Origin of the sequence: Bacillus sp. FSL L8-0099, assembly GCF_038006385.1 — a bacterium.
Taxonomy (GTDB): Bacteria; Bacillota; Bacilli; order Bacillales; family Bacillaceae_G; genus Bacillus_A; species Bacillus_A toyonensis.
Genome location: NZ_JBBOVC010000001.1, coordinates 766,057 through 791,856, shown reverse-complemented (window position 1 = coordinate 791,856; position 25,800 = coordinate 766,057). Strand labels below are relative to the sequence as shown.

Below are 25,800 nucleotides of genomic sequence, written 5' to 3'. Positions count from 1 at the left end.
CAAGTTAGCGTCTCTTTTTTATTTCATATTTACAACTGTTCTTCCTTTTAACTTTCCTTGCAATATGAGCGAAAACTTCTCATCTAATTTTTCTAATGTACATTCTTCTGTATAAGATAATAGTTCTAAGTTTTTCCACTCTGTCGCTAACAATGCCCACACTTCTCTTCTCATATCTACTGGACATTGTACGGAATCTATTCCTACAAGGCTAATACCTCGCAAAATAAACGGATATACTGTTGTGTGTAATTCATGCCCTGCCACATTACCACATGTCGTTACACAACCGGCATATCGTACCAATTTCAATGCTGTTTCTAACATCTTTCCGCCCACAGTATCGATAACCCCGGCGTATATTCCTTTAAGCATTGGCCTTCCTGATTCATCACTCAACTCTACACGCTGAATTACCTTCTTTGCTCCTAAACGTAGTAACATCTCTTCTTCTTCCAATTTCCCTGTTGCTCCGACTACGTTATATCCTAACTTACTTAAAATACTAACCGCTACACTACCTACACCGCCCGTAGCACCAGTTACTAAAACATCTCCCATATTAGGCATAATTCCTGCTCCAATGAGCTTATATACCGATAGTGCAGCTGTAAAACCAGCTGTCCCATACATCATACTTTCCTTCAAAGACATTCCTTCTGGTAAAGAAACAATCCAAGATGATGGCACGCGAATATATTCTCCGAATCCACCAGACGTATTCATACCTAAATCATACCCCGTTACAATAACTTGATCCCCTACCTTAAAGGAACCATCTTCACTACTCACAACTTCTCCTGCAGCATCGATTCCTGGCGTATGAGGATATGTTCTCGTTACACCTTTATTACCAGTAGCTGAAAGCGCATCTTTATAATTTAATGAAGAGTAATGAACTCGTATTAGCACATCTCCTTCAGGTAAACGATTGATTTCTCTCTCGACAAGCTTTCTTTCAAATTGATTATTTTCTTTTTCTTTCACGACGATTGCTCGGAATGATGTATGACCCATTATGCTCTCTCCTTCATCCGTAAAATTCTTCTTTATTATATAGAAGAAATAAGTAGTACTACCAATTTCTTATTGGCTATATTTCAACAAATCTTACTTCTCTCTCACTTTCTCACAATATATATTTTCATTTCTACTAAAAAAACATATACTTATCCTACATCTGAAAAATAACATATAGAAAATCTGACTTTTTATAAATAAATTGAATTTTTACGAAATGTAAATGATTTGTAATGTTTTTTTTCGTCAAATTTCATTATAATAAGTGGATGTGAGTGTCGTATTTCAATCCAAATGAAGGAGTACAAGAAATGGAGCAAAACCCATCTTTGCAAGAAAATACACGCAATAAACCGAAAAAAAGTAAGAAAAAAACAAAAATTATTATAAGCGTCATTCTATTCTTTTTAATAGTAGGAGGCGGTTATACGTGGTTTTTAGTAAATAAAGCATCTTCTGCTGTTCGAAATGCCGCACACGATTTAGCACGCGGTGATAAATCTGATTTACGTGATAAAGCTGTAAAACCTATTACGAACAATGTCTCTGTCTTAATAATGGGTGTTGATGAAAGCGATGTCCGAGGAAAAGAATATGGTGAAGCTATAAGAACAGATGCGCTGTTGCTTGCAACTTTTAATAAAGACAGCAAAACTGTTAAACTATTAAGTATTCCACGTGACACATATACTTACATTCCAGTAGAAAAGAAAAAAGATAAAATTACACACGCTCATGCATTCGGTTCTGCTAAAAACGGTAAAAAGGGTGGACCACAAGCAAGTATCGATGCAGTTGAAAAATTAATGAATGTTCCTGTCGATTACTTTGTAAAATTTAACTTTAAATCATTTATAAAAATTGTCGATGATTTAGGCGGCATTGAAGTCGATGTACCTGTTGAATTTTCAGAACAAGATAGTAATGATAATGCCGATGCAATTCACCTGAAAAAAGGTGTCCAAAAGTTAAATGGCGAAGAGGCTCTTGCTCTTGCTAGAACGCGACACATCGATAGTGATGCAATGCGTGGGCAACGTCAACAACTCGTTATTGAAGCTATTTTAAAGAAAATAACAAACGTTGGATCTGTAACAAAAGTTGGCAACATCATTGATGATATTAACGGACAATTCGTTACAAACTTAACATTCGATGATATGCTTTCATTCTATAAATATGGCGCAGATTCTTCAGTTGAAAAATTACAAATTCAAGGTGATGACTGCTATATGGAAAAAGGTGATGACACATGTAGCAAATCTGCTGGTGGCGGTCGAACATATTACTACAATCCAGATAAAAAAGCACTAGCAAATGTTACGAACGAACTTCGTACTCACCTTGGACTACCTGCCTATACAAAAACTGACTTTGATTCGAAAAAAACAGATTCAGAGAAAACGAAAGACACTAACTCTGAGAGAACAAAAGACACTGACTCTGAGAGAATAAAAGACACTGACTCTGAAAATACAAACAAACGTGAGTCAAGTAACAACAACCATAATGATAATAACAATGAAGATATAAAAACATCATCTAATAACAATGAATAAAAAGAAACCGTACTCTATGGAGGTAGAGTGCGGCTTCTTTTTTCAAACATGAAAAATCAGAACTTTCCAACTATCTTTTTTAATATTTTTAAATTATAATAAATAATAGTAATCTATTCCAATTACCAGGGGGCTCATACATATGAAAGCTGCAGTAAAACATAACATTTCAGATTTTAAAGACTACTTAAAATCCAACGATATATACATGGAAGAAAATATAGATGAAAATGATGGTTCGGTGCATTTTTCAGTAGGATTAGAAACAGAAGCTGGCGCAAAAATTCAACTTATCGCTGCTTTCGAAAATGAAAATCCGACTGTGGATATATACTGCTTCAATGTTGCTCACGTACCTGACGAAACATCAACAAATGACATTTTACATGTCATCAATGAATTAAACACATCTTACCGATTTGCAAAATTCACACTAAATAAGCAAAATGCAATTGATATTTCAACATCTCTTGCATTCTCAGAACCAAACTTTAATCCAGCACTTGTTTTTGAGCATACGAGAATGCTGTATAAATTAGCGAACGACGAATATAAAAACTTAATGAAAGTTATTTGGGCATAAAGTAAAACTATAATCAGTGACGTTTTACTACCCACAAAACAAAAGGATGGGCTGCAAGCAGCACCATCCTTTTACTTCGATATCATATCAACCCACATTTTAACAGCAGTTCCTACAATTAAAGTGGACAATACATATTGCAGTACTTTTTGATTTAGCCTCTTCCCGACTCGTGCTCCAAGTGGCGCAGCAAATATACTTGCAACCGCAATAATTAGAGCTGGAATGATAACTACTTGCCCAGTAATCACTTTTCCTGTAGTAATCCCTATTGAGGAAATAAACGTAATAGCGATAGATGTTGCGATCGTCATGCGCAGTGGTAATTTTAAAATAACTAGCATAATGGGAACTAAAAGGAACGAACCTCCAGCTCCTATAATGCCTGAAGCTCCCCCTACAACGAACGCTAACAAGCTCGCTAACCATTTATTATACTTCACGTCTCCACTATTATTTTGTTTCGGTACAAACATCATAATAGCTGCAATTGTAGCTAATGCTGCATAAACAACATTCACTGTATGTTCCTCTAATATGTTAGCACCGAAACTCCCTATGAAGCTTCCTATTAATATACTAGCTCCCATATACATAACTAACGTTTTATTCATGTCATTACTTTTTCGGTATGCCCACGCACCTGCAAAAGTTGCAAAGAATACTTGTACCGCTGTAATACCGCTCACCTCATGTGCAGTATAACCAGTAAACCCTAGCAATACTGGAATGTAAAAGATCATCGGATAATTAATAATCGCGCCGCCAATCCCAACCATTCCTGATATAAACGATCCTATAAACCCAATTATAAAAAGTAATACGACTAAGCTCACCTTACATCCCCCGCCTTCTTAAAAGAAGGTGATTTAAATGAATAAGTTTACATTCCCATCCGAAGCATCTGCTAAATATGCTCCTACCCCAGCAAACTCTACCCCTTCCATAATCTCTTCCTCTTTTAACCCTAATAAATCTACTGTCATTTGACAAGCTACAAGTTTAATTCCTTGTTCTTTCGCCAAATCAATTAAATCCGGCAAAGGCATTGCGTTATGTTTTTTCATAATGCCTTTAATCATCTTCGGCCCCATGCCAGCAAAATTCATTTTGGATAATCCCATCTTATCGGCACCACGCGGCATCATCTTCCCAAATACTTTCTCTATAAAAGTCTTCTTTACTTTCACATGCTCATCTTTTCTAAGAGCATTCAACCCCCAAAAAGTATGAAATATAGTCACTTCTTGATCATAAGCCGCTGCACCATTTGCAATAATATAGGCAGCCATCGCTTTATCATAATCTCCGCTAAATAACACGATTGTCGTTTTCTTCTGTTGTTCCATTTTGTTCCTCCTCTAAATTACCTATAGGGGTATTTAATTGTTTATAAAAAGGCTCAAATCTTTTATCTCTATGCTATATGACTTTACCTTCCCAAGCTAACATACCACCTACCATATTGATCACTTGAAAACCGTAACCTTCTAAAAATTGAACTGCTCTTGCACTTCTTCCTCCCGAGCGACAAACGATAATGTATTCATTATTTTTATCAAGCTCCTGTATTCGAAACTCTAGTAAGCCTAACCTAATATGAAGCACGCCTGGAATTTTCCCTTCCCTCACTTCTTCCACTTCACGAACATCAATTACATGTATCTCTTCATTTCGTAACAATCTTTCCCCTACTTCTCTCGCTGTAATTTCTTTCATCTTAATATTCCTTTCCTTACAAAGCGTTCATACCACCTGAAACATTTATAATGCGCTGAAATCCTAATTTCTTTAATACTTTTGCTGCTTGCTTACTTCTCATCCCGCTCTGACAAATAACGATTACTTTCTTATTCTTATTTAATTGATTTGCCTTACTAACTAACTCATTTAGCGGGATATTCTGAAAGCCCTTCATATGGTTCCCTCTATATTCGCCTACTGTACGAACATCGATAAAGTGTACTTCCCCTGTTTTCCCACTATACTTTTTAATTCTTTTCCATTTATATTTTGAACACCTTTAACCGGTAAGAACCGTGAAATAACAAACCATGCAGCCAATACAACGAAAAGCGTACTTACTATTGTGTTCATATAACTCCCCCTCTACATTTATAAAATTATTTCTTTACTACGCCTTCTTAATCCAAAACTTTAGTACATCGCTTTCTTCTGCATGCTTTACGATGTCATGACCAGTTTTGTTTGCCCACGCTGGAATATCCTTAATTGACCCTTTATCCGTTACATGTACTTCTAACACTTCGCCCGATTGTAAAGTATCCATCGCTCTTTTCGTTCTTACAATTGGCATTGGACATGCTAAATCTTTCGCATCTAAAACTTGTTTTATATTCATCATCTATTCCTCCAATTTGTTATTAATTATGAACTGCACAGCGGTTTGGACCAATCTCCATTTCACGTTCTTCTTCCACACTCGGATGAATTTTCCCCATATTCGTTTGACGAATTTCTTGATAAGCATTCGGCTGAGGTGGTAGATTCTCCGTTACAATTTTGCGAAATTCATTCTCATCTTTCATATTTAACCCTGCATTCACTTCAAACAATTGTTTTAAATTAGCACTCACAACCCCATTTTCATCCATTTCACTTATTTTTGAATAATGAGCTGGTAAAACAATTAACTCTTGAGATAATTCCTTATAGCGCTTATATAATGTATTTCGTAAATCGCTCACCCAATCTTCAGCCTTACCAGCAAGATCTGGACGCCCGATTGAATCTACAAATAAAATATCGCCCGATAATAAATAGGAATTATCTACAATAAATGATGTACTCCCAATCGTATGCCCTGGTGAGTATAGCGCATCAATTTCGATTTTGGTACCCCCTACCGTAATAACAGATCCTTCTACAAGTGGTTCGTATAAGAAAACGACTTCCTCCGCATCTTTTGGAGGTAACCAATACGTACCACCTACTTTTTCAGCTAACTTACGACCGCCAGAAATATGGTCTGCATGTAAATGTGTATCCATTACATTCGTAATAGTAACTCCATGCTCTTCCGCAAACTCCTCATATGATTCAATCGTTCTTACTGCATCAATAACTGCTGCTTCACCGTTAGAAACGACCATATAAGATAAACAGCCTTTTCCAAGACGATTAAATTGATATATACTCCCTCCGCCCTGTACATCTCCTACTTTGAGCGGCTTTACATATTCACTCCAAGCTTTCATCCCACCAGCTAAATAGGAAACATCGTTGAAGCCAGCATCCAACAATTGCTCCGCGACAAACTGCGAAGAACCTTCTTTTGCACATACGACTAAAATCTCTTTCTCTCTCGGTAATTCATCTACAATATGGTCTACACCATCTAACAAGTCAAAATAAGGTTTATTAATAGAAGAAACTTGTTTCCCTTCAATTTTCCAATCTTCATAATCCGTCTCATTACGAACATCTAAAATGAATAACTCTCCGAATAAAACTTTCTCTGCGACATCTTTTGCTTGTAACGGTTTAACATTCATTTTATTACCCCCATAGGTATATTTTCGTTCAAAAAAAATTTACTTCTCTATATTCCCTTGCCACCCTAACATACCAGGAATGACATTTTTCACATTTGAAAAACCTTTCTCTTTCAACATTTGGCAAGCTACATCACTGCGGTTACCAGTTCGGCAAACAACATAAATTTGCTTCGTCTGATCTAACGATGTACTGTCTAGTTCACCTAGTGGCACCGAAATAGCAGATGGAATATGACCAAAAGCAAATTCTGCTGCTTCGCGAACATCTAATACAATGCACTCTTCTCCGTGAGATAATATATCCTGTAATTCCGCATTCGTAATTGTATGAGGATATTTCACAACTTCATTCACTTCATGTTCATGCGCTTTCCTCACATAATGCATCAATATAGCACCCTCGTGTTTCGTCCCGATATATTGATGCCCTATTTTATTCGCCCAACTTTGTATATCTACCGTAGATCCTTTATCTGTTGCCTCAATTTCAATCACTTGCCCTGATGCCAATCCTTCCATCGCCTTCTTCGTCTTTACAATAGGCATCGGACAAGCCAAACCTTTACAATCTAAACTCATATCCACTTTTATACTCATTATCGATTCCTCCATATTTCACATACTTATACCTGTAGGGGTATATTAAAACGTTTTTGAAAATCTGTCAACACTTATGTTTGACAGATTATCGGCTTTTTACAAGTAATTGAACGGCTTCTTTAATTAACTCTTCATTTGAACCATTGCCACTTTCAAACTGTTCACGCAAACATTGCTCTAAATTTGTTCCAACAACTAATCCAATTGTACGATCTAATGCAGAACGAGATGCCGTTAACTGTGTAATAACCTCTCGGCAATCTTTTCCTTCTTCCATCATACGAAGCACACCGCGCACTTGGCCTTCAATACGTTTTAATCTATTTTTCATATCTTGATTGTATTCCACTGTAGACCACCTCCGTAATTATAGCTATATTATACATTACTTTATAACCTTGTATAACATCATATACCCTTTAGGGTATATTGTAAAGGGGGATGTTTGTTTCTCAGCCTTCTAGCGGTTAAGTGGTCTACTCTACCTTATTCCTTATAAACTCTTTGTAAAAAGATAATCCATATCGCCACCTAACGCTGCAGCTGTATCACCAGTTTCTCTAAAATCATGTGTATAAATTTTCTCAAATGAACCGAGATCTACTTGCTTATAAAATTCAAAACAAGGGAATCCATCATGTTCTCCTTGAATATCGATACTACCATCCCTTTTCACACATACAGTTAATACATAGTCCACAGGAGGGGCATACACATTTAACGGATTACTAGCGCTTGCACTCATTTTGAATTGCACACCGTTAGAACTCCATACAATATGAGTACACACAATATTTTCAGTACTCGCTTTTCCTGTTCTTTTATTCACAGAACCGTCTGGATTAGTAACCTTCTCTGTCGTAATACCCGTATTTGCATATGAAAACACTTCTTCTTTATAAAAATCCACTACAACCTCTTGCTCCACTCTAGAGCGCATAGTATTTACCGCATGTGGTGTAAATTCACGTGAATCACCTTCAAATTGGATTACTTTTCCTGTTTCCATATCCTTCTTAGCTTCCGTCCAAGGCATTGGAATAAATACACTCGCTCTAATTTTTACGATATTAGTCATATGAAACCTCCATTAATTCTATTTAAATACATCATAATTTGTTTTATCACTATAATTTAGTCAACTTGATTGACTTCATTGTGTATAGTACAATGAATTGCACTTATAGTCAATTTAATTGACTATAAGTGAGGAGGTTATATACATGAATCATCAAAAATTTAACGAATTAGATCTGACATCACTTTTATCATTATCGTTCAGTACATTAATTACTGAACTACATGACAGGTTAAGTAAATTGGGATTTGAAGATATTAGGCCCGCACACGGTTTTATGTTCAAACGCATCCTTCCTAGTGGAGCAACAGGTATTGAACTAGCTGAATATTTAGGGGTTTCCAAACAAGCTGTAAGTAAAATGGTGGATTCTCTTGAAAACAGTGGTTATGTCACGCGCAAAACGCACCCTACTGATAAAAGAGGTAAAATCATCGTTTTAACCGAACGTGGTTTGTCAGTAATGAAAGCAAAAGAAGAAATAGTAGCTGAAATAGAACAGCGATGGATTGAAAATATCGGTGCGGATCGAATGCAATTGCTAAAAGAAGATTTGACAACATTCGTTACTACAAAAGATGCAGGAAAATTATCATCCAACATACGACCTGTTTGGTAAACAAAAACTCTATATAAAAAAGAACGGACATAGCATGCTATGTCCGTTCTTTCCATCACACATACTTCCGATGCACCATCTTCCCATCATAAGAAAACACAACGCCCTTACTCTCCACAATGGACTCCATATGCACCGTTCTTCCCCACAACTGATGAAGATATGGCAATACTTTTTCTAAGTATTTTAAATCGAGCTCGATTCCTTCGTAACTATGTTTAATGTATAATTCTCCGTTCTTTAAGTAGTCTCCATCTTCTACTACTAAGTACGGGAATCCACCATTTGTCCGCATATTTACGAGCTGATCACGTACATGTTCCCATTCTTTATCAATTACTTTATATTCTTTTCCTTGGCGCTGGAATAAGTACATATCTTCTCTCATTACGAGTTCTTTATTTAAGTAGTTTCTTAGGAATGATACGTCCCATTCAATTTCGCGTACTTCAAACATTTTCTCTCGACCAGAACCAGGCTTCACACCACGCCTTTTCATTTCTTCTGTCGGGTTGTTGTAGCGTTCTTCAATATCTTCAAACATTTTAATACCGAGGTAGTATGGGTTAATGCTTGTTTTTGATGGCTGAACGACACCTGCATTTAATTTTGCGAATTCGATTGCTTCATCAGATGTTAAGTCCATTTCACGCAGTATACGTTGATGCCAGTAGGAAGCCCAGCCTTCGTTCATGATTTTTGTTTCAAGCTGTGGCCAGAAATATAACATTTCCTCACGCATCATCGTTAATATGTCTCGCTGCCAATCTTCAAGCTCACGGCTATATTCTTCAATAAAGAGTAGTAAATCTTTCTCTGGTTGCGGTGGAATCTTCTTCTTTTTGCGTATATTCGATCGTTCCCTCTTTTTATTTCGATCATCTAAATTCCATAAATCATCGTATTGTGATGCTTTTTTCTTTTCCACTTCTTCCTCTTCTAAATCATCAATACTCCATGCAAGTTTCGGACGCATAAGCGACGGATCAATATGCTCTTGAATGGCAAGTACGGCATCTAAAAATGTTTCTACCTCTGCCTTTCCGTACTTATGCTCATACGCTTTCACACGGTCCGCTGTTGCGGCCATACTTTCTACCATATCCCGCTTCGTATTTGAAAAACGAATATTATTTTTGAAGAAGTCACAGTGTGCTAAAACGTGTGCTACGATTAATTTGTTTTGGATTAAAGAGTTCGTATCCAATAAAAATGCGTAACATGGATCAGAGTTAATAACGAGTTCGTATATTTTACTAAGTCCTAAATCGTATTGTAATTTCATTCTGAAAAATTGTTTTCCAAAACTCCAATGTGAAAACCTTGTCGGCATCCCATATGCACCAAATGTATAAATAATTTCCGCTGGACATATTTCATAACGCATCGGATAAAAATCAAGCCCAAATCCAGTCGCAATTTCCGTAATTTCCGCAATCGCATATTGCAGTGCTTTATCGTCACTTGCTCTCATTATTTTCCCTCCTTACACTTTCCCTTAAGAAAGTGTATGATGGGGAACAAGCTTTCATGAGGATTGATTGCATAATAAAAAGACACCCTCGTAAAAACGAGAATGTCTCATCTATTAATCTTCAATAATCTCCATCTTCTCCGTAATCGGTGTACGAGCTTTTCCTTCTGGCGCTTTTTCGAAATAACCAATATGAAGAATTCCAACGATACGTTGGCCTCTTGTTAAACCGATTCCTTCTATAAATAATGGATTATAGTTTAATCCACCTGATTTCCAAACACAGCCTAAGCCGCGTTCCCAAGCAAGCAATTGGAAGTTTTGCATAAATGCGCATGTTGCAGCGTAATCTTCGTCACGCTGAATTTGACGCGGATCTTCATTCATATATACAACGATTTGTGCAGGTGTGCTTAAGAAACGATCAGATAAAATTTTACCGCGTTTCGCTCTTTCTTCTTCTGTGAAAGAGTTTAATACCGCATCTACTAATTTCTTACGGCCGTCCCCAATGTATAATTTACAATTCCATGGCTCACGGTGTTTATGATTTGGTGCCCACGTTGCATCGTTTAATAGTTCAATTAATAATTCTTTGTCTACTGCTTTATCTGTAAATGTACGAACAGATCGTCTTTCTTTAATAACATTTGCGATGGAAGTATATGTAGTCATATTTTTCTCTCCCTTATTTTTCATCTATATGTATAAGTTTGTTATTGATATTGATTTTCAATTTCGATTATAACCTAGTTTTTCACTATTAATCAATGTTTTATGTTGGAAAACATATAAAAAACTTCTTTTTCTACTGTGAATAAAAAAACTTAGCTTGTTCACAAGTTTTTCACATTTTATGGAAATGATATGTGTAAAGTTTTCCACATTATCCATCTAGGAGGAGTTTACATGTACAAAAAAATCGCAGTAAGTATGACTATGGCCGCATTATTATGCGGGGTATCTACCTTCCCTGCTTCTGCTACCACGCCAAAGGAAGTTGCAATGCATCATCATAAACCTATTTCAGAAGAAGAAATGCAGTCGCTCGAAAAACTCGGCTATAATAAACATGAAATTTGGAAAGCTGCCCACATTGCAAGAATCAGCAAAAAAGAAACTAAGGACGTTTTAGCTTACTATAAGCAAAATAAATCTTGGGAGAAAACCGCACAACATTTCGGTGTAGATCCAAGTAAGCTTAAAAAGCATCATATGAATAAGGAAACAAAAAAAGCATTACTGCAACAATTAGCAACGATGCAAAAATCCACACCAGATGGACTAAAACAAAAAATGAAAGAATATAATATCGGCTTACGTCAGCTCACGGTATTAACAATCATCTCTCAAAAAAGTAATACCCCTCTTGATGATGTACTAAAAATGAAAAAAGACGGTATGGATATTAAACAAATCGCGGAAAAATTAAATGTTAAAAGAGAAGATATACGAGCAGAGATGATTAAATTAGTGAAGTCTATTAAAGAGAAGCAAACAAATTAACACGCAAAAAAGGAAGAGGTATTCACTGCTCTTCCTTTTCTTTATGAACTTTCAACTTTGAAGTATAAATTCCCGTCTTTCCCAAAAACTAACATAAACAAATGATGTAGTAAGGGGTGAGAAAGTGTTTCGTTTATCGTCTAAAAAGAAGAAAAAAACAATCTGTTCCATTCCAGAGTTTATCCTCACTATGAAAGAATCTAGTGATTTCGTTTCTTATAACATCGTAGAAGATGGGACACTATGTTTGTTTTATTATAAATCTACAGCTGAATCACTCCTCATTAATCGATTCATTTTAACACCTATAAAAAGAGAATTAGATCGCATTGAAAATATAAGTGACATAGCAAATATCGTTACACTCGAAGGGATCATCACCAGTCCTTCTATTGATGATATTCGTGAAAAATTATTAGTTGGGTATGTACTCATACAGATAACAAACGATTCCCAAGCAGCAGAATATGCACTTATTCGTGCTGAAAGTTCAGTTTTAGGTACACGATTATATAACGATACCGAAAATGAATATAGTGTAATCGGTCCAAAAGTCGGATTTGTTGAAAATATTGATACAAATACACACTTACTTCGCCGAAATATAGTAACAGAGCAATTAGTTTTCAAAGAAGTTATAGTTGGCTCTATATCAAAAACAAAGGTTATAGTTGCTTACATCGAAGGCATTACAAATGAACAACACATCAATACTGCAATGCAGCGCTTACAAGACGTTGACTTTGATGTTCCTTTTGATGCAACTATGATTGAACAGTTTATTAGCGATAATAGTAACTCACCCTTCCCTGTTTTACTACCTACAGAGCGGCTAGACCGCTCTGTGTACGCATTACTGAATGGAGGCGTTGTTATTTTAACAGACGGTTCACCTTACGCATTAGCTGGACCAGCGACGTTACTTGATTTCTTCGTCTCGCCAGAAGATTATTATTTACCATGGATTGCAGGCTCATTTCTTAGATTAGTTCGTTTTTTTGGAGCAGCTTTCTCTCTATTTTCTTCAGCTATTTACACAGCTGTATTAACATATCATTATCAAATGATTCCTGCAGATTTACTTGGCCCTATTATTTATTCTAGAGCCAATGTACCATTTCCACCTGTTTTGGAAGCTCTTTTTTTAGAAATTACAATTGAATTACTGCGTGAAGCTGGAGCACGCTTACCGACTAAAGTCGGCCAAACAATTGGTATTGTTGGAGGAATTGTAATTGGGCAAGCATCTGTTGAAGCTGCTTTAACGAGTACGATTTTATTAATTGCGGTTGCATTATCTGCGCTTGCTTCTTTTACAACACCGACAGTAAAAATGTCTTCTACAATCCGGATATTACGATTTCCTCTTATCATTTTAGCCGGAGCGTTTGGTGGCGTTGGTCTCATCGTCGGATTTGTATTCATATTAGCTCATTTAATTCGCCTTAAATCACTCGGATCACCTTATTTATTACCTTTATATCCATTCCGCGGTTTAGGGACAGCAGAAGGACTCCTTCGTTTGCCGTTTAGTCAAACTGCTGGGCGTGCCTCTTTTCTGAGACCAAAAAAGAAATGGCGCTATGACCCAAACAAAGCGAAAGAAAAACGTGACGGTGAAGAGAAATGAAAAATATTTTATTATGCTTTTCCATTATCATTTTAATTTTTCAATCTGGTTGTACAGAAACAAATATAGTTGATACACAGCGAATGATTCACGTAGGTGGATTCGATATAATGAAAGATAAAAAATTTCGCGGGACAATTTTATATCCCGATTACACAAAAGGAGTACAATCGAAACCAGAAACTCAATCAACTCATGCAGGTACAATTGAAACTATATCGTCCCTTCTAAACGCAAAATCGCCACATACGATCGCTATAGGTCAAATGCGTGTTGTCCTATTTGGGAAAGCATTTGGTGAACGTGGAATTGGAGATGTTATTAACAACTTACAACGTGACCCTAACATTGGCCGCGATGTACAGCTAGCACTGGTAGATGGTTCAGCAGAAGAATTACTTAAACATGTTAAAACAAATGGATCACTTTATCTATCTGATTTACTGGAGCAAAATATAAAAAACGAGACAATCCCGCGGACAGCTTTAAATATTTTTTTATATAACTTTTATTCATCAGGATGCGATCCATTTCTTCCTTATATTAAAGTTGATGAAGACAAGTCCGCTTCCATTAAAGGACTCGCTTTTTTAAAAAAGGATAAAGTGGTTATGTACACCGATAAAAAAGAATCTTTTTTATTAAAATTACTTATTAATCCAACGAAAAATGGTCGCTACGAAGTTCCAATACGTCAAGGTAAGCATAAAGGATTGATCGCTACTCAAAACTTATCTGGAAAAAGTGTTTGTTCTCTTTCGCAAAACGGTGATATTCCGAAAGTTAACATTCACTTAAAATTAAATGGACTCATAAAAAATGCTCCCGACTGGCTTGATTTATCTAAGAACGAAAATGTAACTTACGTAAAAAAACATGTAGAAAAAACGCTTGAGAAACATTTAAACGAATTAATAAAACAATTCCAAGAAAAAAAAATTGATCCAATAGGTATACGAGAAGAAATTCGTAGTCATTCAAGAAAATGGACTATAAAACAAATTCAAGAAATGTACCCTAATGTAGACGTTGCTGTTCATGTGCAAATCAATGTCGTGCAATCTGGTATCGGAGAATAGTGGAGGTGCTATAATGGCTGAACAAGATAAAACACATACTGTTTCCCCTTATTTCACATTCCTTCTATTACACTCCCTTCAAATTGGAGTAGGTGTGTTAGGGTACCAAAGAATTATTGCGCAATATGCCGGTTATGATGCTTGGATTTCTCTTATTATCGCTGGTATTGCAACTCATATCGTTTTATTTTGTATGCTTAAAATGTTAGAAAAAGATAATGATTTAATGAATATTCATACGACATGTTTTGGAAAGTGGATTGGAACATTTTTTTCCGTATGTTTTGCCGCATACCTTCTATTATTTTGTCTTACTGTTCTTCGTACATATATTGAAGTCATTCAAGTTTGGGTCTTTCCTACAATTAAACCGTGGAAATTAACTTTACTATTTTTACTTGTAACTTATTACATAATTAGAGGCGGCTTTCGTTCTGTAACAGGAATATGTTTTTGGGGTGTCATAATACCGATTTTCGTACTACTTTTCTTAGTTTTCCCAATGAAATACGCACATGTCCGTAACATTTTCCCAATTCTCGCTCATTCACCTTTAGACATTTTAACTTCAGCGAAAGCATCTGCATTAGAATTTCTTGGATTTGAAGCAATCCTTATCTTTTATCCATTTATTAAAAAAGGAAAATCGTTAAATAAATGGGCACATAGCGGTATTGCTTTTACAACCATTCTATACGTAATATTAGCGATTGTGTCCCTTATGTACTATAGCCAAGGGCAACTACATCATACAATTTGGCCAACATTAACGATGCTAAAAATAATTAAGGTTCCTTTTATCCAAAGGTTTGAGTACATTATTATTTTCTTATGGTATCTAATTATTTTACCTAACCTTTGTTTAACGATTTGGTCTTCTTGTTGCATTACTAAGAAATCTTTTCGCATACCATTTAACATTACACTGCCATTTTTTATCGCAACTATATTTATTTCATCCTTGTATTTCACAAACCGCGAAAGTATCAATACATTGAATACAGTACTGTCTCAAGCTGGTTTATATATTGTATACGCTTATATCCCAGTTTTATTTCTATTCCATTCATTGCGGTGGCGCTTCAAAAATAAGTCGAAAGAATCTTCACCCGACACACCATGATATTTGATACAATTTGATTAATACATGTGTAAAGGGGACAAGCGTATGAAGAAATATGTATTTTCTTTACTTGCAGTACTGAGTTTAATTCTTGCTGGATGTGGAGCTACTAGTACAAATGAAAAAAAATCATCTGAATCAAAAGAAGAGCATGACCATGCATCGCACACGCAGCAAGCTGACATTCAAGAAAAAACAAAGGGAGTCGACACACTTCCTGCCTTCCTAGACAAGCTTGATCCACAAATGAAAGACATTTACACTGTCGCTGGACAAAATGCAGAGCTATTAGATTGGATTCCATGTTACTGCGGTTGCGGTGAAAGTGTAGGACATAAAAACAATAAAAATTGCTTTATTCGTGAAATTAAGAAGAATGGTGAAGTTGTTTGGGATTCCCATGCAACGACTTGCGTCAATTGCCTAGAAATCGCAGTTGAATCAGCTACGATGAAACAAAAAGGAAAATCAACGCTTGAAATTCGTAACTATATTGACAATAAATACAAAGAAGGCTATGGCAAACCAACACCTACGCCAATGCCAAAAGCTTAAAAAACGAGGAAATACCTCGTTTTTTTTCATTCACTTTTTTTTCTTAACAAATTCTTTCAAGTGTATTTCTCCTTACTTATCACACACTATATATAACTCTCGGTAAGGAGGGTACACAGTGCAAACATATAACGACTATGATAAAGCTCTCTATTACACGTATTGCTGTAATTGGGATAAATTACTCGTTCTCATGGTTCAGACGAACGATCAATTATTTTCTAAGCGTATTGAGCATTTTTTACATGCTTATCAATACAGTAAAGAGCTACCAGAAGTTGATAAACAATTGCAGCTCCTATTTCAATATATTGACCACGCATCTCAAAAGTCACATGTAGAAGAAGTAGAGCAAATTCAAATGTAAAATATAGCGCTATTCTCTTTATGAGAATGGCGCTTTTTAAAATGTTGATATCAATAAATGTTTCTCCTTATAAAACTTTTATTGATAAACATATTTTTTCTTTCTTTTCCCTACTACTTCATACTATAATTTAGTATGTAACTATTATAAGTGAGGTATAAAATATGGGACGAGAAAAAAAGCAAGAATATGCTTTACTTACTGCATGGGGAGCTTCATTTATTGCTACATTAGGAAGTCTATACTTTTCCGAAATCATGAAATTTGAGCCTTGTGTCCTTTGTTGGTATCAGCGTATTTTTATGTATCCATTTGTTTTATGGCTTGGTATCGCTGTAGTAAAGAAAGACTATCGCATTGCAAGTTATTCTTTACCAATCGCAAGTATTGGTGCTTGTATTTCTTTATATCACTATGCAATTCAAAAAATCGCAGCATTTTCAGCTGCTGGGGCAGCTTGCGGCCGCGTACCTTGTACGGGAGAATACATAAACTGGTTCGGCTTTGTGACCATCCCGTTTTTAGCACTTATCGGCTTTATCACAATCGCTGTTTGTAGCTTTATCGTAATCAAAAACAAATAAGGAGATGAAAGAATGAAAAAAATGCTTATATTTGGCGGTATTATTATTGCCTTGTTTGTAGCAATTTTCGCTGTCACACAAATGGAAGAAAAAAATGCTTCAACTAGCCAAAAAATTGATAATGCTACTGGTAGTCAAACAGATGGTGCTGACTACTACACAAATAAAATCTCTCTTTCAGATCTCCAAAAGAATTTAAAAGAGAAAAAAGAAGAAACAGTATACTTTTATCAAACATCTTGCGTTCATTGCCAAAAATTATCTCCTGTCGTAGTACCGATGGCTAAAGACTTGAATGTTGATATGAAAGTTATGGATATTGAAAAATTAGATGCTCCTTGGGATGAATATAAAATTCAAGGTACACCAACAATCATTCATTTTAAAGATGGTAAAGAAGTGAGCCGTATTAGCGGCGAACAATCGAAAGACAAATTAAAAGAATGGCTTGAGCAAACGAAGAAATAACGAGAAAAGGAAACTCCTTCTACACATGAAATGGGCGTAAAACCTCACACTAATGTATAAGGAGGGGGTTTTATGCCAGAAGTAAAATGCTCTGTTTCCAATTGCTCATTTTGGGGACAAGGTAACTTTTGTCAAGCAAGTGCTATCATCGTTCAGCCTGATGCAGATGAAGCTGGTCAAACTGAAAATGATTCGTATACAAGCGCGGTTTTAACAAACGAGACGTTAGAAAGCTCTGTAGCAACGAGTGTAGAAACTTGTTGCCATACATTTAAACCAAAATATTAAACATAAAAAGCATACGATGAATCGTATGCTTTTTTACATTCCCCTCCAAAAATCATGCATGATAAAAAAGTACAAAATAACGAGGACAACCGTCCCACATAGGGTAATGCGCCTATATATACTCTTTTCTCCTTCCCTTGCTTTTACAAAAGCCCAAATAAATCCGAAGAACAATATTAAATCAACATATGGAACATAAAAGGAAAAGACGAGAAACGCATACAAATACACAATGAATAAACAGGTCGTTACTAAGAAAACTTTAAATGCAAATTCGCTTTTCATAATGTAACCGCCCCCTATCTGTATTGTATTATATTCAGCAAAATACAATAGTTGCAGTTAAACTCCAAGTAGAAATAAGCTACCGCCTATAAAACGGTAGCTATTACGGAACATTGTATTTCCGTTTATATATATTACTTAAAGTCGAAGTAGGAATTTGCTCGTAACGAATTTTTTCTCCTGTTTCATCTACAATATACAAATTGTTTCCTATATAATATATTCCATTTTTTCGTTTTGAGTACACCGTATATCTTTCATTCGGCAATACCGTTTTCACTTTTGTTAACTGCCCATTCGGTTCTTGCCAATATATATCCGCGCGATCTACTAACGTAAGTATTCCTATTTGCTCTTCTTCTACTTTACGACCATTCCAACTCACAACACGATAACCAAGTGTATTTGCCTCATATTCCGGACTCATATGAAAACGAGAAATGATTACTTTTGTTTGTAATTGTACTCGGTCATATAACCATTGTATATCCTTGTCATGCATGCGAATACAACCATTTGATTCCCTACTTCCAATCGTCCATTCCCGATTTGTCCCGTGAATCGCATATTCCTTTTTATCTAGTCCAAGCCACCTCGTACCGAGAGGGTTGTTTGGTGCACCACCACGTATCTTTTTTCGATGGTATTCTTTATTTTTATATTTAGTTATAATACAAAAATTACCTTCTGGCGTAGGTGTACGATCTCTTCCAGTCGTTATCGGAAACGTTCTCGTATAGTTTCCTTCTTCAAAGAAAGACAGCTGATTCGTCGTAAGATTAACTAATATTAAATGATCTGTATTAGCAAAAACGCTAGCTGGTAGGCAGAAAAATAGGATTACGATAAACAATACTTTTTTCATCTAAATCCTCCCTAGCACTAACATCATAATAAATGCAATTAGCTTTACTTTGCTCTTATAAATGAAAACTATCCATTTACGATAACGCCTCCGTTTACATGTATCATTTGCCCCGTAACATAAGATGAATCGTCCGATGCTAAGTATACGTATGCTGGTGCTAATTCATATGGCTGACCAGGTCTTTGCATCGGAACATTGCTTCCAAACTGTGACACTTTCTTCTCATCAAAGCTCGATGGAATAAGAGGTGTCCAAATCGGGCCTGGCGCAACACCATTTACACGAATTCCTTTTTGCACTAACGATTGAGAGAGAGATCTTGTAAAAGCAACGATAGCTCCTTTCGTTGCAGAATAATCAATTAAAGTTTCATTTCCTTCATATGCAACGATAGACGCCGTATTTATAATGACATCCCCTTGTTTGAAGTGAGAAAGTGCTGCTTTCGTAACGTGAAAATAAGAAAAAATATTAATACGGAATGTTTTTTCTAGCTGTTCTGCTGTAATATATTCTAGTCCTTGCTGCGGATATTGCTGTGCGACGTTATTCACAACAATATTTAAACCACCTAACTGCGAAACAGTCTCTTCCACAATATCTTTACAATGTTGTTCATTACTTAAATCTCCCGGTAGTAATACACACTTTACGCCTTCTTTTTCAACACGTTGTTTCGTCTCATTCGCATCCTCCTCCTCATCTAAATAAGCAATTGCAATATTTGCACCCTCTTTTGCAAAAGCGATGGAAACAGCTCGTCCAATCCCGCTATCTCCCCCTGTAATTAACACATTCTTCCCCTTTAACTTTTCACTTCCCTTATAATTGGGATCTTCAAACTGCGGAAGTGGATTCATTAATGATTCAATACCAGGCTGTTTATTTTGATGTTGGGCTGGCATTGTTAAAAAGCTTTTTTGCTGTGGCATAACTTCCTTCAGCTCCTTTTCCTTATCATGTGCACAATAAAAAACTACAATTCACACATAGTTTTACGATTAATATTCGAATTTAAGACACAAAATATGAATTGTTGTAAACTTTTTATACAAAACTATTGCAAAATAGTTAAAAAACGAATATTATATATAACTGTTGTGAAAATTATTCGTAAACAGAAAGGATGTTTATATGTTTAACCTTTCAAAACATAAAACTTCTATTAAAACTGAAATTATGGCAGGTATTATTACCTTCTTAACAATGGCATATATCATTGTCGTAAACCCTGTCATCCTTGGGGATGCAGGTGTTCCATTTGAACAAGCATTTACAGCAACAATTATCGCTGCTGTTGTCGGAACATTATTTATGGCGATCTTTACAAACTTACCAATCGCAATTGCACCAGGTATGGGATTAAATGCTTACTTCTCTTACTCTGTTGTAAAAGCTCATGAAGGCATGACTTTCGCAATTGCATTCTCTGCTGTATTCGTAGCAGGTATGATTTTAATTTTGTTATCATTCACATCTTTCCGTACAAAATTAATGGAAGCCATTCCTGAAAACTTAAAACACGCAATTACTGCTGGTATCGGACTATTTATCGCCTTTATCGGTTTACGTTTAACAGGTATCGTTACAAAAAACGATGCAAACTTAGTTGGACTTGGTGATCTTCACTCTGCTCCAGTTCTACTAGCATTAGCTGGACTTGGAATTACAATTGTCCTTATGTCTTTAAATGTAAATGGTGCGCTATTTATCGGCATGCTATTAACTGGTCTTATCGCTTTCTTCACAGGACAATTAACGTTCTCAAACGGTGTTACATCAATGCCTGGATTACCAGAAGGAATTATCGTATCAAATCCAATTACTGCTGTATCTGATGTAATTAACTACGGATTATACGGCGTTGTATTCTCATTCTTCCTTGTTACACTATTCGATACAACAGGTACACTACTTGGCGTTGCGCAACAAGGTGGATTTATGAAAGACGGAAAGCTTCCAAAAGCAGGACGAGCTCTTCTATCTGACTCATTCTCAGCAACAATCGGTTCTATGTTCGGAACAACACCATCAACAGCTTACATTGAATCTTCTGCTGGTGTTGCAGCTGGTGGCCGTACTGGTTTAACAACAGTTACAGTAGCTGTTCTATTCGCATTAGCAGCTTTCTTTGGACCATTAGTGAGCGCTGTATCTGGTGTATCAGCTATTACTGCACCATCACTAATTATCGTTGGTAGTCTTATGATGGGTTCAGTTCGCCACATCGATTGGGATTCATTTGATGAAGCATTCCCAGCATTCTTAGTAATCTTAAGCATGCCACTTACATCAAGTATCGCAACAGGTATCGCACTTGGATTTATTTCATCCCCACTTATGAAAGTGGCAAAAGGTAAATTCCGTTCTGTTCACCCACTTGTGTATGTATTCGGAATCTTGTTCGCTTATCAATTGATATTCTTACCACATTAAAATCCCTCTTTCTGAGGGATTTTTTATTTTCAAAAAACATTTGACAACTGTACAGAATCATGGAATAATTCAAAATAGTTAAATATTCGATGTCTTATCAAGAGCAGGTGGAGGGATGAGCCCTACGAAGCCCGGCAACCGACCCATTTATGGGCACGGTGCTAATTCTTACAACACGTTGTGTTGAAAGATAAGAGTAATATGATAAGACGTCTTTTCTATATGAAAAGGCGTTTTTTATTTTCACTCCCTCCCCTCTCTTCTTAGTTTAGGAGGGATTTTTTTATGAAAAAATTGTGTTCCATCGTACTTATTTTTCTATTACTTACATTGACGGCTTGTACAAATGAACAAGATGCTATCTCTTCACAAAAGCAACAAACGGTGAAAAAAGTAACTACAACAGTTGAAAATCATTTACAAACAGAAATTCCAAAGCAAATAAAAAAGCCATTAAAAATCGCATTAATTATGCAAATGTCTATCGGAACTTTTTCCTCTCAATATATTGAGGGCGTCAAAAAACAAGTCGAGCTATTTGGCGGTAGTGTACAAGTCTACAATTCTGATAACGATTTAGCAAAAATGGCTGCAAATTTAGATACTGCTATTAATTCAAAAGTGGATGGTATTTTAATTGATCATGGCCGATCTGAAGCATTAAAACCTGGGGTAGAAAAAGCGTTACAGGCGAACATTCCCGTAGTCGCGTTTGATAACGATCTACGCTTACCAGGTGTAACGATTATTGATCAAGATGACTATAGTCTTGCATGGAAATCATTAAAAACGTTAGCAGAAGATTTGAATGGACAAGGAAATATCGCAGTCGTATGGGTTGGCGGATTTGCTCCAATGGAACGTCGTAACGTTATCATTGATGCTTTTTATAAACGGTATCCAAATATAAAAGAAGTTGCGCGATTCGGTACTGCTAGTAATAACACACCACTTGATACACAAACACAAGTAGAAGCTTTACTAAAAAAATATCCGAAAGAAGGAGATTTACAAGCCATTTTCGCTTCGTGGGATGAGTTTGCTAAAGGAGCTGTTAAAGCACTTGAACAAGCTGGTCGTACAGATATAAAAGTATACAGCATTGACTTAAGTAATGAAGATTTACAACTTATGCAAAAAGAAAACTCACCTTGGTCTGCTACGGCTGCAACGGATCCAGCTGAAGTAGGGAAAGTTCAAGTACGATTCTTATACAAAAAAATTGCCGGTGAACAAACGCCAGATATTTATTCACTAGAACCTTATTTAGTAAAGAAAAATAGTTTACCAAAAGAAAATATAACAATGGATCAATTATCAAAACATATAAACGGTTGGGGAGACTCGAAAGATGCGTATTCTCCTTGGATGAAAAAATTAGAGAAGGAGAAAAAATGATGACATTCTCTCTTCAAAACATTACACATTCTTATCATGCCGCTACACCTGTTCTAGAAGATGTTTCTATCCATATTCAAAAAGGAAAAGTTCATGCCCTACTAGGAATGAACGGTGCTGGGAAAAGTACTCTACTGAAAATAGCAACTGGTGAAATTCAACCAGTTGCTGGCGATATAAAAATTGATAATCAGTCTGTTTCCTTTCCTTCGCCACGCGATGCAAAAAAGCACGGTATTTCTTTCGTAACACAAGAAGTAGACCACGGACTTATTCCGGGATTATCTGTATTAGAAAATGTACTTATCGATCATTTAGCAATGCAAAATAAAGTACTATTTTCAAAGTCAAAATTAGTCGCACTCGCTAAACAACATTTGCAAACTGTACAGGCTGATTTAAATATTTTTGAAGATGTTTCAAACTGCTCATTACATGAAAAACAATTACTTCTTATCGCAAGAGCTTTATCCAACAATACAAATTATCTTTTATTAGATGAGCCTACTTCTTCTCTTGGACCGAAAGAAATTGAAACCTTCGGGCAACTATTAAAAGATTTAACATCAAAAGGAATTGGCATCATCTTAATTTCTCATCGTTTATCAGAGATTCGAAATTTCGCGGATGATGTAACTGTATTACATAATGGTAAAGTCGCACTTTCTGATGCGATTACAAAGGTTACAGATCAACAAATTGTAGAATCGATGACTGGAAAACAACTTACACTTCCTATTAATGCAGCACCAAAACGAGGGAACGAAGAATTCTTTAAAGTACAAGAACTTCCATTACACAAAAACCATTCTCCCCTTTCTCTCACCGTACGGAAAGGTGAAACTGTTGTGATATACGGATTAATTGGCAGTGGCAAAACAACACTTGCTGAAACGTTATTTGGTGCTCATCATACTTATCACGCAGAAATAAACGGTCAAAATATAACGATTAAAACACCGCGAGATGCGATTAAAGCGAAAATCGCACTTGTACCAGAAGAAAGAAGAAAACAAGGCGTATTTCTTTCGGAAGATATTATAAGCCACACGAATTTACACCAATCAGGTTGGAGACGAAAACAAACCGAATTAAATAATGCTACTGCGGCAATTTCTTCTTTCAGCATTTCACCGAATGACCCAAAAGCCTTTATTCATTCACTTAGCGGTGGAAATCAACAAAAAGTCTCGATTGCAAAGTGGCATGGATTCAAACCGAATCTCTTTCTTTTAGACGAGCCAACTAAAGGTGTAGACATAGCTGCAAAACAAGACATTTTTCAATTCATTCGTAACATTACTGAAAACGGGAGTTCCGTAATTTACTTCACAGGAGAACAAGATGAAGCACTACATATCGCTGATCGCATTCTTATACTGGCAAACGGAGAATTTGTAGGTGAATACTTACCAAACGAACTATCTCCTGAACAGCTTTTACATTTATCTGAAGGGAGTTATTCCATTGAATCTCGTTCATAAAACAAAAACTAAGAAACTATATTTACCTACTCATCTTTTTTATCAATTTAGTACGATTGCTATCATTATAGGTGTTACAATTTTCTTCTCTATCGTCAACGATTCTTTTTTAACGTACAACAATATTAGTGATATTTTACGCTCCATTTCTATCGTAACGTTACTTGCAATTGGTGTTACCTTTACATTAATTGTAGATGGGTTTGATTTATCAGTCGGCTCTACCGCTAGTTTAGCAACCATTGCAGCTGCTTCCTGTCTCGTTTTATATCGACAAGAACTATTAGTCACACTCCTTGTTCCTATTCTTTGTGGGCTATTAGTTGGATTATTAAATGCACTACTCGTTATCCGAATTAAACTACCAGATTTACTAGCTACATTAAGTATTATGTATATCGTGAATGGACTACACTTAACATTTTCAAAAGGATCTTCTATTTATGAAGGAATGTCTGGTGCCAAAGGACATTTTATTCCATCCTTTTTATTTATCGGTCAAGGTTCTGTCTTAGGAATTCCAGTCCCTGTCATTATCATGCTTATTGTCGTTTTGATTGCATATGTATTTTTAGAAAAAACAACGTACGGTCGTTTCTTTTATATGACAGGTGGGAATCGAGAAGCTGCTAGACTAGCTGGTATTCCTACTGATCGTTACCGTGTATATGCCTATATGATTAGCGGTTTACTTGCCTCTATTGGCGGAATTATTCTATGTAGCCGCGTTGGCACAGGACAAGTTTCAGCTGGCGCCCCATTATTAATGGATGCAGTTGCCGCTGCCTATATCGGTTATGCAATGTTCGGTGCTAAGAAACCAAATGTCATCGGAACATTTCTTGGTTCCATATTAATCGGGATCATATTAAACGGCCTTACAATGATGAACGTTCCTTATTATGCACAAGATATCATTAAAGGCAGTATTTTAATTGCTGCTTTAGCTTTTTCATTTATTAAAAAGAAACGTAAATAAAGTGAAACTTTAATAAGTGGGGGTTTTCTTCCCCCCACTTATTATTAGGCTTCACCAATCGGGCATTTACGGGCAGTTGATCCCCCACCTAACTTCTTTGCTTTCGCCGAATTTTGAGGTGGGGGTCTTACTGCCCGTTAATGCGCTACTTTCCTTTTGCAACAATCACACGAACTACTTCAACGCAAGGAGCAGAAGACCGTTTGCTATTGCTATAACACCTAAGAAGATTGCTATCATCAGCTCTCCCATTCCATTATTAAATACATAAATAATAGAAGAAATGAAAACCTCCTCTA

30 protein-coding genes, 1 pseudogene and 1 riboswitch are annotated in these 25,800 nt (G+C 36.1%); of the genes and pseudogenes, 16 read left to right on the top strand and 15 right to left on the bottom strand.

Going from position 1 to position 25,800, the window contains the following annotated elements; translation table 11 throughout:
* Positions 1-18 precede the first annotated feature (18 nt).
* Positions 19-1,083, bottom strand: coding sequence for a YhdH/YhfP family quinone oxidoreductase (locus tag MHH42_RS04065; RefSeq protein ID WP_303745091.1), 1,065 nt, complete (start codon positions 1,081-1,083; stop codon positions 19-21).
* A gap of 248 nt (positions 1,084-1,331) precedes the next feature.
* On the opposite strand from MHH42_RS04065, the gene MHH42_RS04060 reads away from it, so the two are divergent.
* Both MHH42_RS04060 and MHH42_RS04055 read left to right on the top strand, forming a co-directional pair.
* Positions 1,332-2,579, top strand: coding sequence for an LCP family protein (locus tag MHH42_RS04060; protein ID WP_070172749.1), 1,248 nt, complete (start codon positions 1,332-1,334; stop codon positions 2,577-2,579).
* 142 nt (positions 2,580-2,721) lie between these two features.
* Positions 2,722-3,162: a hypothetical protein gene (locus tag MHH42_RS04055; protein ID WP_000642358.1), complete on the top strand. Its 441-nt coding sequence runs from the start codon at positions 2,722-2,724 to the stop codon at positions 3,160-3,162.
* A 71-nt stretch (positions 3,163-3,233) separates the two neighbouring features.
* On the opposite strand, the gene MHH42_RS04050 is transcribed toward MHH42_RS04055, so the two are convergent.
* From MHH42_RS04050 to MHH42_RS04010, 9 genes and pseudogenes are all read right to left on the bottom strand, one after another.
* Positions 3,234-3,998, bottom strand: a complete 765-nt coding sequence (locus tag MHH42_RS04050) for a sulfite exporter TauE/SafE family protein (protein ID WP_000060711.1) — start codon at positions 3,996-3,998, stop codon at positions 3,234-3,236.
* A gap of 33 nt (positions 3,999-4,031) precedes the next feature.
* Positions 4,032-4,511, bottom strand: coding sequence for a DsrE/DsrF/DrsH-like family protein (locus MHH42_RS04045; protein ID WP_000437728.1), 480 nt, complete (start codon positions 4,509-4,511; stop codon positions 4,032-4,034).
* Between the two features lie 73 nt (positions 4,512-4,584).
* On the bottom strand, positions 4,585-4,881 hold the full coding sequence (locus MHH42_RS04040; RefSeq protein WP_340892916.1) for a rhodanese-like domain-containing protein: 297 nt from the start codon (positions 4,879-4,881) through the stop codon (positions 4,585-4,587).
* Positions 4,882-4,897: 16 nt separating this feature from the next.
* Positions 4,898-5,259, bottom strand: a pseudogene (locus tag MHH42_RS04035) (rhodanese-like domain-containing protein).
* Positions 5,260-5,296: 37 nt separating this feature from the next.
* Positions 5,297-5,527, bottom strand: a complete 231-nt coding sequence (locus MHH42_RS04030; protein ID WP_002038023.1) for a sulfurtransferase TusA family protein — start codon at positions 5,525-5,527, stop codon at positions 5,297-5,299.
* A 19-nt stretch (positions 5,528-5,546) separates the two neighbouring features.
* Positions 5,547-6,677 carry an MBL fold metallo-hydrolase gene (locus MHH42_RS04025; protein ID WP_001101336.1) on the bottom strand — a complete coding sequence of 377 codons (1,131 nt, stop codon included), beginning with the start codon at positions 6,675-6,677 and terminating at the stop codon, positions 5,547-5,549.
* A gap of 39 nt (positions 6,678-6,716) precedes the next feature.
* Complete coding sequence (locus tag MHH42_RS04020; protein ID WP_015000162.1) at positions 6,717-7,292, bottom strand: sulfurtransferase TusA family protein; 576 nt, start codon at positions 7,290-7,292, stop codon at positions 6,717-6,719.
* A 73-nt stretch (positions 7,293-7,365) separates the two neighbouring features.
* Positions 7,366-7,629, bottom strand: a complete 264-nt coding sequence (locus tag MHH42_RS04015; protein WP_000456206.1) for a metal-sensitive transcriptional regulator — start codon at positions 7,627-7,629, stop codon at positions 7,366-7,368.
* A gap of 144 nt (positions 7,630-7,773) precedes the next feature.
* Positions 7,774-8,358, bottom strand: a complete 585-nt coding sequence (locus MHH42_RS04010; RefSeq protein ID WP_340892914.1) for a DUF3238 domain-containing protein — start codon at positions 8,356-8,358, stop codon at positions 7,774-7,776.
* 145 nt (positions 8,359-8,503) lie between these two features.
* Here MHH42_RS04010 and MHH42_RS04005 point away from each other — a divergent pair, with 145 nt between their 5' ends.
* A complete protein-coding gene (locus MHH42_RS04005) occupies positions 8,504-8,977 on the top strand; it encodes a MarR family winged helix-turn-helix transcriptional regulator (protein ID WP_001016383.1) in 474 nt (157 codons plus the stop codon).
* 55 nt (positions 8,978-9,032) lie between these two features.
* Here the strand turns inward: MHH42_RS04005 and spoVR are convergent, their stop codons facing one another.
* Positions 9,033-10,451, bottom strand: a complete 1,419-nt coding sequence (gene spoVR / locus MHH42_RS04000; RefSeq protein WP_001202697.1) for a stage V sporulation protein SpoVR — start codon at positions 10,449-10,451, stop codon at positions 9,033-9,035.
* A 114-nt stretch (positions 10,452-10,565) separates the two neighbouring features.
* Positions 10,566-11,126 (bottom strand): nitroreductase family protein, encoded by a 561-nt coding sequence (locus MHH42_RS03995; protein ID WP_002093832.1) that lies wholly within the window; start codon positions 11,124-11,126, stop codon positions 10,566-10,568.
* Positions 11,127-11,360: 234 nt separating this feature from the next.
* Between MHH42_RS03995 and MHH42_RS03990 the strand changes: the two genes are divergently transcribed.
* The 9 genes from MHH42_RS03990 (at position 11,361) to MHH42_RS03950 (ending at position 18,051) form a co-directional block, all read left to right on the top strand.
* Positions 11,361-11,957 (top strand): hypothetical protein, encoded by a 597-nt coding sequence (locus tag MHH42_RS03990; RefSeq protein ID WP_000276987.1) that lies wholly within the window; start codon positions 11,361-11,363, stop codon positions 11,955-11,957.
* 124 nt (positions 11,958-12,081) lie between these two features.
* Entirely contained in the window at positions 12,082-13,587 is a 1,506-nt protein-coding gene (locus tag MHH42_RS03985; protein ID WP_000489316.1) for a spore germination protein, read from the top strand.
* Positions 13,584-14,666 carry a spore germination protein GerYC gene (gerYC, locus tag MHH42_RS03980; protein ID WP_000789833.1) on the top strand — a complete coding sequence of 361 codons (1,083 nt, stop codon included), beginning with the start codon at positions 13,584-13,586 and terminating at the stop codon, positions 14,664-14,666. The genes MHH42_RS03985 and gerYC overlap by 4 nt, the downstream gene beginning before the upstream one ends.
* Before the next feature lie 13 nt (positions 14,667-14,679).
* Entirely contained in the window at positions 14,680-15,789 is a 1,110-nt protein-coding gene (locus MHH42_RS03975) for a GerAB/ArcD/ProY family transporter (protein WP_000840374.1), read from the top strand.
* Positions 15,790-15,834: 45 nt separating this feature from the next.
* On the top strand, positions 15,835-16,344 hold the full coding sequence (locus tag MHH42_RS03970; protein ID WP_000761016.1) for a PCYCGC domain-containing protein: 510 nt from the start codon (positions 15,835-15,837) through the stop codon (positions 16,342-16,344).
* A 118-nt stretch (positions 16,345-16,462) separates the two neighbouring features.
* Positions 16,463-16,711, top strand: a complete 249-nt coding sequence (locus MHH42_RS03965; protein ID WP_001195459.1) for a YhdB family protein — start codon at positions 16,463-16,465, stop codon at positions 16,709-16,711.
* 164 nt (positions 16,712-16,875) lie between these two features.
* Complete coding sequence (locus MHH42_RS03960; RefSeq protein ID WP_000532269.1) at positions 16,876-17,295, top strand: disulfide formation protein C; 420 nt, start codon at positions 16,876-16,878, stop codon at positions 17,293-17,295.
* A 12-nt stretch (positions 17,296-17,307) separates the two neighbouring features.
* The gene (locus MHH42_RS03955) at positions 17,308-17,763 is read left to right on the top strand and encodes a thioredoxin family protein (protein ID WP_000738448.1); all 456 of its coding nucleotides are present in this window, start codon (positions 17,308-17,310) and stop codon (positions 17,761-17,763) included.
* Positions 17,764-17,835: 72 nt separating this feature from the next.
* A complete protein-coding gene (locus tag MHH42_RS03950; RefSeq protein ID WP_001115393.1) occupies positions 17,836-18,051 on the top strand; it encodes a DUF1540 domain-containing protein in 216 nt (71 codons plus the stop codon).
* A 33-nt stretch (positions 18,052-18,084) separates the two neighbouring features.
* Here the strand turns inward: MHH42_RS03950 and MHH42_RS03945 are convergent, their stop codons facing one another.
* From MHH42_RS03945 to MHH42_RS03935, 3 genes are all read right to left on the bottom strand, one after another.
* Positions 18,085-18,336: a hypothetical protein gene (locus MHH42_RS03945; protein ID WP_000834196.1), complete on the bottom strand. Its 252-nt coding sequence runs from the start codon at positions 18,334-18,336 to the stop codon at positions 18,085-18,087.
* Positions 18,337-18,439: 103 nt separating this feature from the next.
* Entirely contained in the window at positions 18,440-19,201 is a 762-nt protein-coding gene (locus MHH42_RS03940; RefSeq protein ID WP_000756371.1) for a L,D-transpeptidase, read from the bottom strand.
* A gap of 68 nt (positions 19,202-19,269) precedes the next feature.
* On the bottom strand, positions 19,270-20,136 hold the full coding sequence (locus MHH42_RS03935) for an SDR family oxidoreductase (protein ID WP_001136296.1): 867 nt from the start codon (positions 20,134-20,136) through the stop codon (positions 19,270-19,272).
* A 202-nt stretch (positions 20,137-20,338) separates the two neighbouring features.
* On the opposite strand from MHH42_RS03935, the gene MHH42_RS03930 reads away from it, so the two are divergent.
* The 4 genes from MHH42_RS03930 (at position 20,339) to MHH42_RS03915 (ending at position 25,501) form a co-directional block, all read left to right on the top strand.
* Entirely contained in the window at positions 20,339-21,640 is a 1,302-nt protein-coding gene (locus MHH42_RS03930) for an NCS2 family permease (RefSeq protein ID WP_340892913.1), read from the top strand.
* Between the two features lie 91 nt (positions 21,641-21,731).
* A riboswitch (SAM riboswitch) is annotated at positions 21,732-21,837 on the top strand.
* A gap of 88 nt (positions 21,838-21,925) precedes the next feature.
* Positions 21,926-23,038, top strand: coding sequence for a sugar ABC transporter substrate-binding protein (locus MHH42_RS03925; RefSeq protein WP_000732072.1), 1,113 nt, complete (start codon positions 21,926-21,928; stop codon positions 23,036-23,038).
* A complete protein-coding gene (locus tag MHH42_RS03920; RefSeq protein WP_002105611.1) occupies positions 23,035-24,522 on the top strand; it encodes a sugar ABC transporter ATP-binding protein in 1,488 nt (495 codons plus the stop codon). The genes MHH42_RS03925 and MHH42_RS03920 overlap by 4 nt, the downstream gene beginning before the upstream one ends.
* Positions 24,506-25,501: an ABC transporter permease gene (locus MHH42_RS03915; protein WP_016107845.1), complete on the top strand. Its 996-nt coding sequence runs from the start codon at positions 24,506-24,508 to the stop codon at positions 25,499-25,501. The genes MHH42_RS03920 and MHH42_RS03915 overlap by 17 nt, the downstream gene beginning before the upstream one ends.
* Positions 25,502-25,800: the final 299 nt, after the last annotated feature.

Bases quoted from the DNA above. Each gene is read 5' to 3' on its own strand.
- MHH42_RS04060 (WP_070172749.1), top strand. From the start codon at position 1,332: ATGGAGCAAAACCCATCTTTGCAAGAAAATACACGCAATAAACCGAAA.
- MHH42_RS04055 (WP_000642358.1), top strand. From the start codon at position 2,722: ATGAAAGCTGCAGTAAAACATAACATTTCAGATTTTAAAGACTACTTA.
- MHH42_RS04045 (WP_000437728.1), bottom strand. From the start codon at position 4,511: ATGGAACAACAGAAGAAAACGACAATCGTGTTATTTAGCGGAGATTAT.
- MHH42_RS04040 (WP_340892916.1), bottom strand. From the start codon at position 4,881: ATGAAAGAAATTACAGCGAGAGAAGTAGGGGAAAGATTGTTACGAAAT.
- MHH42_RS04030 (WP_002038023.1), bottom strand. From the start codon at position 5,527: ATGATGAATATAAAACAAGTTTTAGATGCGAAAGATTTAGCATGTCCA.
- MHH42_RS04025 (WP_001101336.1), bottom strand. From the start codon at position 6,677: ATGAATGTTAAACCGTTACAAGCAAAAGATGTCGCAGAGAAAGTTTTA.
- MHH42_RS04020 (WP_015000162.1), bottom strand. From the start codon at position 7,292: ATGGAGGAATCGATAATGAGTATAAAAGTGGATATGAGTTTAGATTGT.
- MHH42_RS04010 (WP_340892914.1), bottom strand. From the start codon at position 8,358: ATGACTAATATCGTAAAAATTAGAGCGAGTGTATTTATTCCAATGCCT.
- MHH42_RS04005 (WP_001016383.1), top strand. From the start codon at position 8,504: ATGAATCATCAAAAATTTAACGAATTAGATCTGACATCACTTTTATCA.
- spoVR (WP_001202697.1), bottom strand. From the start codon at position 10,451: ATGAGAGCAAGTGACGATAAAGCACTGCAATATGCGATTGCGGAAATT.
- MHH42_RS03995 (WP_002093832.1), bottom strand. From the start codon at position 11,126: ATGACTACATATACTTCCATCGCAAATGTTATTAAAGAAAGACGATCT.
- MHH42_RS03990 (WP_000276987.1), top strand. From the start codon at position 11,361: ATGTACAAAAAAATCGCAGTAAGTATGACTATGGCCGCATTATTATGC.
- gerYC (WP_000789833.1), top strand. From the start codon at position 13,584: ATGAAAAATATTTTATTATGCTTTTCCATTATCATTTTAATTTTTCAA.
- MHH42_RS03975 (WP_000840374.1), top strand. From the start codon at position 14,680: ATGGCTGAACAAGATAAAACACATACTGTTTCCCCTTATTTCACATTC.
- MHH42_RS03970 (WP_000761016.1), top strand. From the start codon at position 15,835: ATGAAGAAATATGTATTTTCTTTACTTGCAGTACTGAGTTTAATTCTT.
- MHH42_RS03960 (WP_000532269.1), top strand. From the start codon at position 16,876: ATGGGACGAGAAAAAAAGCAAGAATATGCTTTACTTACTGCATGGGGA.
- MHH42_RS03955 (WP_000738448.1), top strand. From the start codon at position 17,308: ATGAAAAAAATGCTTATATTTGGCGGTATTATTATTGCCTTGTTTGTA.
- MHH42_RS03950 (WP_001115393.1), top strand. From the start codon at position 17,836: ATGCCAGAAGTAAAATGCTCTGTTTCCAATTGCTCATTTTGGGGACAA.
- MHH42_RS03945 (WP_000834196.1), bottom strand. From the start codon at position 18,336: ATGAAAAGCGAATTTGCATTTAAAGTTTTCTTAGTAACGACCTGTTTA.
- MHH42_RS03940 (WP_000756371.1), bottom strand. From the start codon at position 19,201: ATGAAAAAAGTATTGTTTATCGTAATCCTATTTTTCTGCCTACCAGCT.
- MHH42_RS03935 (WP_001136296.1), bottom strand. From the start codon at position 20,136: ATGCCACAGCAAAAAAGCTTTTTAACAATGCCAGCCCAACATCAAAAT.
- MHH42_RS03930 (WP_340892913.1), top strand. From the start codon at position 20,339: ATGTTTAACCTTTCAAAACATAAAACTTCTATTAAAACTGAAATTATG.
- MHH42_RS03925 (WP_000732072.1), top strand. From the start codon at position 21,926: ATGAAAAAATTGTGTTCCATCGTACTTATTTTTCTATTACTTACATTG.
- MHH42_RS03920 (WP_002105611.1), top strand. From the start codon at position 23,035: ATGATGACATTCTCTCTTCAAAACATTACACATTCTTATCATGCCGCT.